A 13,697-nucleotide genomic window follows, 5' to 3' on the forward strand; every position below is an offset into this window, starting at 1 on the left:
ATCTTTCTCATGACGAGGAACTTATCAAATCAAAACAAATCGCCCCGCCGACTAACCGCTTATGTCAGCATCCTTGGCACCACACAGCTTCATTTGCGGAATCCTTGGATAGTCGCGTGGTGGTCGATTGCTTTTCCGGGATTTGGACATCTGTTGCTGGCAAAATATCTGAGAGGCTATATCCTGATCGGATGGGAGCTTGTCATCAACTCCATGTCGAATCTGAATCAGGCGATGGTCTACTCGTTTACAGGAAAATTTGAATTGGCAAAATCAGTGATTGACGTAAGATGGCTGGCGTTATATGCACCGGTTTATCTGTTTGCCGTCTATGACAGCTATCGGACCACGATTGACTTAAATAACCAATTCATTTTGGCCAATAGAGAACGAGCCTTTACTCCGCCATTTCATATGACCGGGCTGGAGATTAACTACATGGACAAACGAAATCCATGGCTTGCACTCTTGTGGTCTTTGCTGATGCCTGGCATGGGTCAATTGTATATACACCGGATTGCGTCCGCTTTTTATATCCTTCTGGCGTGGATTGGTACCACTTATCTGTCACACCTGCTGGAAGGAATTCAGTATACATTGCTGGGGGATTTTCGGCATGCAACCGACGTGCTCGTCCCGAAATGGCTGATGTTTATGCCTTCTATTTATTGTTTTGCTTTATATGATGCCTATGTCAATACGGTAGAGAGCAACAAAGCATTTGATAAAGAACAGCGATACTTTTTAAAAGAGAATTATCAGGTAAGGAAGGCGGATCACATGCGGGTCATCTCATCTTTTGATCATTCCATCTATCTGGAGATGGCTCTCACGGCGCTTGAGGAGAACGGGATCGACCGAAAAAACATACTGGCTGTACCACTCGACCGCATAGCCGATCAACCGAAAAAAATCCTGGATACGATGCACCGCTCAGACGGGATCAGCTACATTGATACCGGGATCGCCTGTGCCACCGCGCTTACCGTGATCGCCTCCTCCATTGGATTCAAACTGGCATGGGGACCGATTATCTGGGGCTTGATCGGTGCTGTGACGGGCTTTTTCATCGGGATGCTGATTGACATGTTGATTCGATCACCGAAAGACACCCGGCCTGTCAGCAAAATCAAAACCGAGGTGGTCGTTCTGGTAGATTGTGATGAGAAACAGATCGAGATGGTAGAAAATATCCTTTGGAAGCATTTTGCCTTTGGAGTAGCGAAGCTGAAGTAGAGAAACACACATTTGCCAAGGGTCAAACACCGTGCCTCTTTTCTCTTCTAACCAATACGATATAGCACTACCGTTGGTTAGGAGGGTTACGATGTTCGGTTTTTCTATGATTCAAACCGTTCGGCGTCACAGTGCCAAGCTGGACCGTACACTGCGTACACAGCTGTTGGAGCTGTATCGTCCGTTTCGGTGGGTCCCCTGTATATTTCACCGGTCATTTGAGGGGCTGGCCAAACGTTTCAAACGGCATGATGTCATTATTGAGTTTCATCATGATGAGACGGCTTGCACAGAAGGGATTCAAAGCGTAAAAGATACCTGCCAACACCATAGCCGTTGTGTCATGGGACATGAATTATCCAGTGTCCACAGCTGTTCAGCCAAACTGACGGCCAATGCTTTGGAGGAATTGCTTACAAATTGCTCTCATATCAAAAAAATTCATACCGATCGACAAGTACGCGCCTTCCTTGATGTGGCTTCCCCATCCATCGGAGCCCATATCGTCAACCGCTCTGGTCTTACAGGCAACGGTGTCACGATTGCGATCCTCGACACCGGAATTCATCCGCATCCAGATCTGACCTTACCCACCAACCGGATTGTTGCCTTTCGCGATTTCGTTAATGATCGCCCAGATCCGTATGATGACAACGGACACGGTACACATTGTGCGGGAGATGCGGCAGGCAATGGTCTCTCCTCCGATGGCATCTACCAAGGGCCCGCACCTGAAGCGCGGCTCGTCGGGGTCAAGGTCTTGAATAAAGTAGGCTCAGGCTCGCTCTCCACGATCATGGCAGGCGTACAATGGTGCATCGACAACCGAGATGAGTACTCGATCGACATCATCTCCATGTCACTTGGCACACCAGCCACCACGCCAGCAGCCGAAGACCCTCTTGTGCAGATCGTCGAAAGAGCCTGGATCAGCGGGATTGTCGTCTGCGTCGCCGCCGGTAACGAAGGACCCGAACCGCGCACGGTCGCAAGTCCTGGGATCAGTCCCCGCGTGATCACGGTCGGAGCCATGGATGATCAGAATACAACCAACCGCCAAGATGATCAGGTGGCCGACTTTTCCAGCCGCGGCCCTACCATCGACGGCCTTGTCAAGCCTGACTTGCTGGCACCCGGTGTCAACATCGTCTCCCTGCGCGCTCCCAACTCCTACATCGACAAGTTGTCACCTGAGACCCGTATAGATGACAACTACACCGTGCTCTCCGGAACCTCGATGGCTACCCCGATCTGTGCCGGAGTCGTCGCCCTTCTCCTGCAAAAATACCCTACCCTCACACCGTTCCAAGTAAAACGTCGCCTCATGATGACAGCCGATAACTGGGGTCTGCCGCCCAATACCCAAGGCCAAGGCTATTTGAATGCGGAAAAAGCCGTCCGTTGACCCGAGCACATAAGAAAAGACACGCGAGAGAGATACTCACGTGTCTTTTTTGCCGTTTTTGACAAGAGGAAAGGATTACTGGGTAGCGCTATCTGTCCTATACCGGGATACGAATATCAAAATGAGTTCTTTTTTCATCAGACTTCACCTGTATGGTCCCACGGTACGAGCGCAATGTATTCAAGACGATTTCCAGACCGATTCCCCGTGATTTGCCATTCGTCTGCTTCTTGGTCGAATATCCACTCTGAAAAATCAGCTCGCGCCTGTCTGGAGGGATCGGTCTGCCTGTGTTTTCCACGACGATCTGGTATTCTTCATTCTGCTTGCGGCAGACCACCTTGATGAACCGCTCATTGGTCGGCATCTCCAGTGTGGCATCCATCGCATTGTCGATCAGATTGGACAGAATCCGGATCAAATCAGCCGACTTCACCTCTTCAAACGAGTCATTCGACACATCGAACAGGCACTCAATCTGCTTTTTCTGGGCGGTCATCCATTTGGTCTGAAGCAGTACCAGCAAAGCCGGATTGTCCACCCGAAGCGACAGGTCGGCGATTTTTACTTCTTTCATCAGCGATTTAAGGTACTGAAGCGCTTTTTCATAGTATTTCAGTTCCAGCAGTCCATATAAGACCTGCATATGGTTGGCAAAGTCATGATGGATCGATTTCACCGAGGTCAAAATCGAACGCAGCTCCTGCTGGTACGCCCGCTCTGTCTCGCCGACTGCATGCTTCAGCTCTTTTTGATACCAGTTGTGAAGCAGGGCAAAAATCACGAACAGGGCCAGTACAAATAATCCGTTGAAGACAAAGGTCGCGAAGCTGCTTCGAATTACCTGTCTCCCTACCTCGTCTACCATCTTCACGTCCATATCGATAGCGACGAAGCCCAGAATTTCACCGTTATCAGCAAGGATTGGCGCACCTGCTGTCAGATAGCCGCCGTACTTGGGATCTTCAATCATGCCAGTGAGAAACGGCTTGCCTGCATACGCCGCCCTCACCTGTGCCTCGGGTACGGTACAAGGCTCATTGATCGGATAACCGGCCACCTCGCGCGGCAACCCGACCACCATCGCATGGGACAGCTTGGGGTTATCAATCCGCAGGGTGTATACATAGAGCGCACCGATTTTTCCCCTGGCGTCGTTGAGGTAATCCCGTATGTGCCAATACTCCTCATTGCGTACGGGATTTTTCAAAAAACGCCGATACGTCTCCTGATCCATCGACTCTGCAATGGACTTTGCTGTCTGCATGGCTTGGTTGGCGATCGACAGCTCTACGGTCTGCTTGGTACTGATATAAGAAACAACCACATTCGTCGCCGTCAACGCAAACAGAATCAAGACGGCGGCCAGAAAAATGAGGGCAATCTTACGGGTTTTGAAAATGGTCATGTGTTTGATCATGGTAAAAATCCTCTGTCATGTTAGTAGGATTGACTATTTTATTATAATAGCAAACCTAACCCGTACAAAACGGCATAAAAATTTGCTATTTATAATCGCCGATCAAGTAGTTGTAGAAAGGAAGGTCAACCCAGAACGTATATGTATGGACCTTCACAGAGGGACTGATTTGGGATAGGGCAGCTACGGTTGGCGCGGATTGTTCATTAAGGGTGAACGTCTGTGCGAGGTAATTGCCTTGGATCATGTAATTGTTGGTGATCTCTTTATACTCCGGCAGCTGGTTCATGGAATAGTACAGAGGCTGCCACCAGGAGTCGATGATCAGACCTGTCATATCCTCTTGGTTGCGCTTGGCATATGCCGAAATCACGCTGTCGAACCGCTTCTTCTGTTCTTCTGTGGCGAACTCAAAATGCAGATCGTACTCTTTGGAATACGCGATATAATTGCCGTCCCCGATCGGCTCCAGCTGAAAATCAGGGGTTTCTTCCGGGATTCCCCACTCTTTGAGATAGAGGAATGCGGATGTTTTTGGTTCCAGCTGTACTTTTGCCGTGAGGTTTTCACTTTTCATCAGGCCGATCAATTGGATGGCGTGGGTGATGCTGCTGTGTCCGTAGGTAATCGTCCGAAGATCGTGGAAGCGCGGAGCGTAACGCAGGTCTTTTAGATTGTAGCCTGTGACCACGTTTTGCTTTAAGGCTTGGTCAACGATCTTTTGCAGGTCGGCCGATTGGATCAGAGGCTGTGTCTGCCAGGCGTGGATCATTTTATTGTAGATATCTGCATCAGCGGTCGTCCCGAGATAGTTCTCATAGGTTCCGTTGAGCACAAGGACTTTACCGAGCAGACAGGTCGCCAAGTCAGCATGCAGAGGCTGGGTCGGATTAAGTGATCCGTACATCGCAGACGGAACCATCTGAAGATCGATTAAGACGGCATATTCCTGAGCAGACTGGTTGGACAGCTGCTTGCTGTAGCGTTCCAGTCCTGCTTTGGTGAGGACGCTGGTGATTTTTTTCTGTGGATACGTCTGTGCCAATTCCTTCAGATGTGCTGCCTCGATCACCTTGCTGACCGCTGCCGTCACCTTGAAATCTACGGTAGCAGCTGGAGTGGCAGACTTGCCCGCGATGACCGCTGTACCTGCGGCTGTTCCTTGAATCTTCAACAGTGCCGCTTCGAATTCGGCTCCGGTAACGTTACCGGAAAAGGAGATGCTGTAGTAGGTTTCGAGATGTTGCCGAAACTCTTCTAATAGAGCTTTTTGCTCCGCTGCCGGTATGGATGGAAGCATTGCTGTGCCAGTCTTGGCTGCTGCGGCTATAAGTGGATTCTGAGTGGTTATTCTTGTTGATGCTTCTGATGCATATCCCGTGGAATCAAAAAGTGCCGTGCTTGCTAACAGCGTCAGTGCCATCGTCGAGATGGTCAGCCTTGTCCGGCCTGCTTTTTTCTGATTTTGCTTCATCTCTTTTCCCTCCATCAAACGATTCTGTGGCATTATTCCTTCCACGGTTGCGTTATTCTAGATCGTTCCCATTCTGGGGAGGAAAAATAAACCCAGTACAACAATTCGCCTTCATTCGACAAATTCCTTTAAGAAAATTGTCATTTCTTAAATATTTACATCAGTCATATTTTTATTAACGAAAAAAATTAGCCAACGGCTTATATTGGCTGGTATTCCGGCTGGGAGAGGGAGTGTGATCTGTTTTCCAGTCGCCTTTCCCTCACTACGTTCAGCCGGTCTCCTTACAAACAGATCACACTCCCTCTCCAGGCGGATGAACCAGCTTTTTATGTGAAAGATGAAAATTGATAAAATAATGGGCTGTCGGATGTTTGGACTGACTACAGTTAAATGAAGATAAAATATATATCGAAGATATATAAAAGAGCGACTTTCTAAAGAATGTAGGGAACTTTTCACAGAGCATCACCCGCTCTTGCTTTTTTATTAACAAGCTTTGCCCCCACCAGAGCGTGAGGAAGATGATCTGTTCATAAGGAGACCGGCTGAACGTAGTGAGGGAAAGGCGACTGGAGAACAGATCATCTTCCTCACGCTCCTGCCGGAGCAACCACCAAACCAATAAAAAAAGACTGCCGACATGAATCGACAGTCCCTTTTCCTATCCAAAGAAGCAGTGTATCAATCGTTGACTTATCCTTAGTTAGATCACCATCGGCGTAATAGCCGGATCATGATTCGCAATCAACAGACAGCAGTCATCCCGCTTAATAAAATCACTCGCATACTCAAGCGAACGGCGAGCCGCTGAGTCACTGGTACGAATGCCCGGCATAATACGCTCGACAAATGACGCATTGGCATATCCCGCATCACTGGCGAGATAGACCCAGCCTGATTCCGTCTTCACCAGCAAGGACGTGTGACCTTCCGTATGACCCGGGGCATTCATGACATAGATGCTTCCATCCCCCAACAGATCGATCCCCTCACGATAGGGGCCGAAGGGAATTTCTTTGGAGGCAAATGTCTCGACCTCCACCCCTTCCCACATCTCAGGCACATAGCTTGGATTCAGACAGTTGGCCGCCTCCCATTCCTGTTCGCTGGTGATGATCCGCTTGGCTTCGGCGACATGCTTGAGGCCGCTGACATGATCGGTGTGAAAATGGGTCAACACCACATAGTCCAGATCTCTTGGGCGAATCCCCATCTCCTCCAGCTGTTCATGGATCGCCTGACCGGGCGGGAGCTTCGCTTTCATGACCAAATTGTTCAACATCCCCAGATGAGCCTGCGCGTCTACGCGGATATCGGTGTGAAGACCCGCATCGACCAGGATCAGGCCTTGCGGGTGCTCCAACAGATAGGTGGAGATGGGAACGTGGAGTTTGTCATCCTCAGAGCGAAACAAGCCGGTGATGGCTAATGGATTCAACGTGCATTCGTCAAAGGCGATGGATCTGTCGATCGTGCAGCTGCCCGTATGGAGAATGTGTAGTTTTACAGTTGGCAATCCTCTCACCTCTTTTTAACCCTGTTGCCGCTCTTAGTTGTGTTGGTCTAAGTCTTTTAAAATGTATGGGAAAACATCCCGGTCCGCATGCTTCCCGATTTCACAGTCGAGATGACCGTAGTTCGGGATTTCATAGCGGTTGTAAAGCCCCGCACCATTGGTCTCGCACAACAGATCGTACGTGATCTCCGTACCTTTTGGCAAAAACACCTTGTTCTCGCCGCCGTGGATATAGGAGATCGGGATCGCAAGACGGTCAAGATGCGGCATGTAGATATCGTCACCATCGATGGAGACCAGCTTCTCTTCACGCCCGATGCGTCCCAGATGTTCAAAGATACGCATGTTGGTCGCCCCGAAGTACTCATGGACGGTCTGATGGGTCAATTCATTTAACTGCTCATGGTTGTAGACCACCCCGTACATGAAGGCAATCCGGCGGCAGATCGCATGGTGGCACTCATCATCCTGTTCCATCGGGTAGAATTTGAGCGCCATGTCAAACAGCTTGTCGCGCCAGCTGCGCTTGCTGTCCACATAGGCATTCAACTCATCTACACCTACCGCGTCGAGGATATCTGGAATGTGCAGACCTACCTTCACCTTGCCGATCAATGGCAGCTTCATGTGTGTACCGATCTGCAGTGCGACGGCAGAACGCACACCCTGCAAGCCGGAGAGCATCGCCATATGGAAGCAGATGGAAGCCACACAGCGGGCTACGACCTGCACCGTATCCGCCCCGGTCACCTCACGCACCTTGGAGACGGCAGCCGGGAAGTCATACTGGGCGACGTCATCACAGCTGAACATCTGCTTGGAAGAATCCAGCACGATGCTCGCACGCCAGTCGAACAGCCAGACATCATAGCCGTTGGCGCACATGTATTCAACGAAATTGGTCTCCACGGTATCGATGGTGTACATCGCACTGGATTGACCCACGCCGTGTGCGACGAGGATCGGTCCTTTTGTCCCGCCTTGGTAACGGGTCAGGCGCAGGCGTACATCATCTGCCGTCTGCAGTGCATACAGCTCAGGTACTGGAGCGCGCAGCGGACGCTTTTTACGCGGAGGTGCATCCGGGTTGAACACCGTTTCTTTGGCAAAAATACCGCCATACGTATCATACAGCTCCCCGAAGAAATACGAACCGAACTTCGCCACGTATTTCATCCGCTCCAGCGCATCCTTGGCATGCGGCACCTTGATCGTCGTCAGCTGTTTGGCAAAATCAAGCGCGGCGATATGCAGGACACCCTCGCCCACTTTTTCACCGTGAAGATCTTCGCCTTTGTAGAGGCTGTAGTAGAGCGTTGTCGTGTCAGACCAGAGATCGAAGCCGTTGTTGTCGCGGATATATTTGCTTCCTTCGAAGTAATAGGCTGTGCCTTCCGCAGACAATAGCTTCATGCTGTAGATCATCTGCTTGGTCTCCACCATATCCTGGGATTTGGTGAACAGCTTGAACGTCCCTTCCGTCACCACCAGCGGCTTTTCGGAGAAGGCTGGAGCCGTCACCGTACCACAGTCGATGATCGCCTGATGATTCGGCTCAGCCAGTGCTTTATCGAGGTTTTCAAACAGAATGGTCAGCGTGAATTCCAGCTTGGATTCGTTACCAGCCGTGTCGGTGATCTTCCCGCGCATGGTCTCGGTGAACTCAACACCCGGCGCTTCCTCCAAGAGCGGTACCGGACGGAATGCTTCCAGACTGTAATCGATGGTCCAGCCGTAATCCTCAGCGATCAGCTTGGCATTGCGCTCAGCAATTGCAGAGATCGTGAACAGCGGATTGACCCCGACCGAACGCGGAACGACAGCGCCGTCTGCCACGTAAAGACCTTGGTAGACCTCATCTCCGGTGACCCCGTAGAATACCTGACCTTTGTGGTTGACGACACCAGTCTCAGCGTCTTCGCCCATCGCACAGCCGCCGAGCGGGTGAACCGTGACCAGATCGTAATTCATATGTTTGTTCCACATTGGGTTGCGGACGAAATCGCCGCCGATCCCTTCGGATGCCTGCTTCAGCTTGCCTTTGATATCGGTAAAAATCGGCTTCTCACCCACACCCGGCCAGGAGATACGCAGATGGTCGTTGTCCAAACGCAGGACTCCGTCGCTGTCATCGTGCGCCATGACGAGATACGTCTGGGTACGGTCAACTGCGCCGTGATAAGCATCCTCGGTCATGCGGCCAAATGCCTGCAGGGAGCCTGCAATCTCCTCTACCGTACCGAGCGGATTCATCGTGGAATCCTGCTCAGCCGTAGCTGCGATTTCTTTGGAAGCACCGTTTTCTTCCAGCTCTTCTTTCTTCTCCATATCGTAAGCCGCTTGGAAGGCGACAGGCAAAATCTTAGCGAGCGCACCCGGAATCGAGCCTTCCTCGATGATCATGCCTTTTTCCACGTCTTCGGTGTTGCGGATGTCGATTACGCCGGTGATGCATGGGCCGACACCTTCCAGCTCGGAGGAATCATGGTTGCCAAAGCCCACTCCGTTGATCTCGCGCGGGCTGTCATAGGTGAAGCCCAGCACGTCGCCGTTGCCGGAAAAGCGCTGACCAAGACGATTGGACAGCTGCAAGCCTTTTTGCTTGGAACGAAGCAGGATTTCCGTCGATCCGAGCGTCCCTGCGGCAAGGATCACAAGCTTGGTTTGGATGACTTGGTTAGCGTAGACTTCGCCGGAATCATCCAACAGTTCAATATGGACGTACCACTCATCACCATGCTGCTCCACATAACGGACACTGGTCTGCACGTAGATCTCTGCTCCGTGATTTTTCGCGTCTGGGAGGTAGTTCATCGCGGTGGTGTTTTTCGAGGTCTGGTTGCACCCGGTCACACAGTCACCGCACAGATTGCAGGCTTGCTGATTGACGCCGACATGGTTGACCCCATCTGTGAAGGTCACGTTGATCGGCACACGGTAACAGGTCTCGCCCATCGAAGCGGCAGAAGATTCGAGCGCTTCTAATTTTGACAGTTTTGGAAAATGAAGCGGATACGCATTTGGTCGAAGCATCTCCTCTGCGCGGCGGAATCCCTCTGCCAACAAGGTTTCGGTGTCATCACGCAAGGCACTCGGCCAGATCGGATCTTGGAAAACGCGGTTGTCCGGTCGAAACGATACGTTGGCATTGATCAGCGAGGTACCGCCAAGTCCGCAGCCCACCAGTGCAGACATATCTTCATTCACACGAAAATCAAACAGACCAAGGCGGGAACCGAGATGCCCGGCATGGGTGTCGACCTGCACTTCAGAGACGGCCTCTAGGGTGGTGTCAGGGAAATCACCTGATTGAAACTCTTTACCGCGCTCCAGCACCGCCACCTTTTGACCGGCGCGGGCCATGCGGGAAGCGGAGATCCCGCCGCCATAACCGGAGCCTATGACAATCACATCGTACTTTTCTTTGATAAAAGAATGTGGAAAGGATAACTTCATCATGAATACATACGCTCCCTATGATGGTAATTTCGAAGCTACTTTGGAAGGTAATTTGGGCATGACCCGCTTGTGATTGCCATTCCACCACTCGAAGTTGACGTCGCCCGCCTCTTCGTTCCAGACATCCTCGTGCTTGTCGTAGAACACGGCAAACGTCACCTGATTCACCCGGACAAACTTGGAATCGACCGTCATATACAAGCGCGGACGCCAGGTTCCCGTATTGATGTAGAGCACTTCGCGGTTATCCCGCTTCTCCAGCGCCGATTGCAGCGGCGAGTGGGTGTGACCATAGAGCACATATTGAATGCGCGGATTGTTTTTCCAGGCAGGCTCCCCATAGGCCGAACGCACATAGGTGTCGTGAACGGTTCCCTCTTGCCCGTCGCTTTTATTGATCATTTCGATGATTTTGCCAAGCGTCATATTGTGCACGATAAACCGCACGATCCGCTTCATCAGACCATAACCACAGATCGGATATGCAACTTTATGCAGCCAATACATCAGCTGGTTGTTCTTTTTGACATACTCCTCCACCCACTCACGGACGAAAGGCACCGTGATCAGGTTATCAACCGCTTCGTTCTTGATCTGCTGAAGCAGTTCTTGCAGCTGTGGGTCTGGCTCGTTCTGGATTCGTTCATTGAGCCAGTGGGCCGTACGCTGGATCGGGCGGATATCGGTGATATATTTGATGTATTCCACCAATTCGTCGCGGAACAGCTCGTTCTGCTCCTTCTCACGGATAAACAGGTCGATAATCTTGACAAAAAATTCGGTCGTCAACACGTCACCCAAGGCGGTTTTGCGCTCCCCCTGTAGGGAAAAATCGGTACCGCCATTGAAATTGACCAGATCGAACTGATGTCCATGTCGGGCAAACACGCCGTAATTTTCCGCCGTGTATTCGTACTGGTACCACCATTCGCCGTATGCATCCACCTGCTTGTGGTCCTCGATGTTGAAGCCGAACAGCTCCTGCAGACGGTCGCGCACCTTCGGATAGGTATTCACCATGCGGTCATGGTTACCCGGCACATAATAGATATGAACAGGTATGCCTAGTTCGTCTTTTACGACTTGGCGAAACTCGTGTTTGAAAAAGTCAAAGGTCTCGCGATTGGCCTCATAGATCGCATTCAAAATCTGGAGGCTGCGGGCTTCCACCGGGCTTTCCCCGTGTACCTCAGGACGATACCCCTTGCTGTCCTGCAAGCCGCGTGCTCCCCATGGTCTGTTTTCCAAAGGTTCATCCAGCCATTGGCGTGTGATCAACAGGTCAACCAAGTCGCCTAAGATCAGCAGCCGAATCTCATGGGCCTGCTTCGTGCGGGCCAAGGAGAGGATATCGTTGACAAAGACGGAACCAAATGACTCATACGACAGGTTAAAGGTCCCAGCCGTCTCATCGCTGAAATGTAGATCGCTTATCACAACCAGCACGTCAATCTTTCCTCTCTTTTCCAATTAAATTCACTCTATTCATATTAAAGCATGTAAGTGTCGAAAAATCAGTAGAAAAGTAGCAAAAAAACCGGAAAAAATTATAAAGATTGTACGAATTCGGGACAATCGTACGGGGACAAAAGGGAGAATTTTGTCGGAAGTGTAACTAGAGATAAAGATTGGTAAAAAAGTACTGTCGAAATACGAAAAAACCCTGTGTCGACGTTGAAGTGACACAGGGTTTGGGATTGGGTTGGGTTATGAGTTGTGGAGTGTGAGTTTTTCGGATGTGTTTGACGCTGTTTTCCTTCTACCTTACCGGTGTTTTTCCAGCGCCAGCTTGATCCCGAAGCCGATGAGCACCAGTCCTGTTGCTTTTTCCATCATGCCTTGGACCTTCGGGGTAAGCAGCCATTCGCGAAGATAGTTGATGAACACGACGTATACCAAAAACCAGACGATTGATAAGACCGTGTGTATGGTCCCCATCAGGATGAGCTGGTAGACGGTGTTGGAGCCGGTTTCTACGAATTGGGGCAAGAAGGTTAGGAAGAATATCGCTACTTTCGGGTTGAGAATGTTGGTAAAAAGTCCTTGTTTAAAAGAAGCGGTTGGGGATATGGCACTATCGGGTTTAGCTAATGTTGATTTTTCTATTGCCGGTTCTCTTGCTGGTGTTGCCGTTGCTTGCACTGTTGCTATTGTTACTACTGCTCCTGTTGCCGCTACCGTCTCTTCCGCTGCCGCTGTTTGATCCATTTTCTTTTTCTTTCCCCAAAGCGAGGTGGCTCCGATGTATATCAGATAGATCGCACCGACGTATTTGACGATCTCGAAGGCAAGTGCAGATTTCATCAGGATGGCCGACAGCCCCAAGGCAGCGGCGAAGGTGTGCACCAGACAGCCTGTGGATATGCCCAATGCCATGTAGAATCCGTTTTTTCGTCCTGACGCGATGGTGGTTTTGGTGATCAACGCGGTGTCGAGACCGGGGCTAATGACGACGAACAGGGATAGGATGAAGAAGCTTAAGAGGCTGGTCATGTGGGGCTCACTCCTTTTTTCGTGGGTTGTGGATGACTCAAATCGTCTTGGTGAACTTCCCTCCACTCCTGCACCATGTAACGAAATGTTCACAGTTGTTAAATAATAGGTTATATTCAGTCTCTCCAAGCCGTGAACGTGCTCGGCTGATCACCATATCTGTATCATATAGACAAGGGCTATCTTTACCTTTTATCTCACTCACATTCAACAAGTTGCCCATTGCAGCCAACTCATCTTCCCTGATGGCTCCATTTGAATAATGGATGATTCGGTTATCACCAATGTAAAGTCCATGATGCTCATATCCAACTCTTTTTACGAATATATGATCGCCCGGTTTATAAATTTCTGCATGATCCTTTACTTTTAACTGACGAAGTTTTGATATCCCGATTTCTACCCCTATTCCAGGAATCCCAAACAGGGCCCCTTTAGGCAATGACCGTCTAGCATTATCAATCGTGTGAGCCGCTCTATCCATTTTTTCAACGACTTCTCCAAGGACGGGGTGGTGCATCTCCGCCAGATCTTTCATGTCATTCTTCATATCCTTGAGATCATTTTTAATATCTTTGAGATCCTTCTTAACTTCTTGTACCATTTCCCTCTTCGTATCACTTATCTCTTCCAATAACCCTTTCACATCTCGGAAAAATCCCATCCGAAACACCTTCCATGCAGAAATTGT

At 50.3% G+C, this 13,697-nt stretch carries 9 protein-coding genes; 2 read left to right on the forward strand and 7 right to left on the reverse strand.

What is annotated here, in order from left to right; translation table 11 throughout:
• Positions 1–9 precede the first annotated feature (9 nt).
• Together FGI41_RS25660 and FGI41_RS01230 are read left to right on the forward strand one after the other, a co-directional pair.
• Positions 10–1,236: a hypothetical protein gene (locus FGI41_RS25660; protein WP_139488073.1), complete on the forward strand. Its 1,227-nt coding sequence runs from the start codon at positions 10–12 to the stop codon at positions 1,234–1,236.
• A 91-nt stretch (positions 1,237–1,327) separates the two neighbouring features.
• A complete protein-coding gene (locus FGI41_RS01230; protein WP_139488074.1) occupies positions 1,328–2,641 on the forward strand; it encodes a S8 family peptidase in 1,314 nt (437 codons plus the stop codon).
• A gap of 97 nt (positions 2,642–2,738) precedes the next feature.
• Here the strand turns inward: FGI41_RS01230 and FGI41_RS01235 are convergent, their stop codons facing one another.
• The 7 genes from FGI41_RS01235 to FGI41_RS01265 all read right to left on the reverse strand — a co-directional run bounded on the left by FGI41_RS01235 (position 2,739) and on the right by FGI41_RS01265 (position 13,670).
• Positions 2,739–4,061: an ATP-binding protein gene (locus tag FGI41_RS01235; RefSeq protein WP_139488075.1), complete on the reverse strand. Its 1,323-nt coding sequence runs from the start codon at positions 4,059–4,061 to the stop codon at positions 2,739–2,741.
• A gap of 85 nt (positions 4,062–4,146) precedes the next feature.
• A complete protein-coding gene (locus FGI41_RS01240) occupies positions 4,147–5,535 on the reverse strand; it encodes a hypothetical protein (protein ID WP_139488076.1) in 1,389 nt (462 codons plus the stop codon).
• Between the two features lie 706 nt (positions 5,536–6,241).
• Positions 6,242–7,054, reverse strand: a complete 813-nt coding sequence (locus tag FGI41_RS01245) for an N-acyl homoserine lactonase family protein (protein WP_139488077.1) — start codon at positions 7,052–7,054, stop codon at positions 6,242–6,244.
• Between the two features lie 33 nt (positions 7,055–7,087).
• On the reverse strand, positions 7,088–10,513 hold the full coding sequence (locus FGI41_RS01250) for a GMC family oxidoreductase N-terminal domain-containing protein (RefSeq protein ID WP_139488078.1): 3,426 nt from the start codon (positions 10,511–10,513) through the stop codon (positions 7,088–7,090).
• A 15-nt stretch (positions 10,514–10,528) separates the two neighbouring features.
• Complete coding sequence (locus FGI41_RS01255; RefSeq protein WP_176560062.1) at positions 10,529–11,959, reverse strand: metallophosphoesterase family protein; 1,431 nt, start codon at positions 11,957–11,959, stop codon at positions 10,529–10,531.
• Between the two features lie 318 nt (positions 11,960–12,277).
• Entirely contained in the window at positions 12,278–13,006 is a 729-nt protein-coding gene (locus FGI41_RS01260; protein WP_139488080.1) for a LysE family translocator, read from the reverse strand.
• A gap of 37 nt (positions 13,007–13,043) precedes the next feature.
• A complete protein-coding gene (locus tag FGI41_RS01265) occupies positions 13,044–13,670 on the reverse strand; it encodes a lecithin retinol acyltransferase family protein (protein ID WP_139488081.1) in 627 nt (208 codons plus the stop codon).
• Positions 13,671–13,697 lie beyond the last annotated feature (27 nt).

This window comes from Brevibacillus dissolubilis (assembly GCF_006170445.1).
Classification (GTDB): domain Bacteria; phylum Bacillota; class Bacilli; order Brevibacillales; family Brevibacillaceae; genus Brevibacillus_B; species Brevibacillus_B dissolubilis.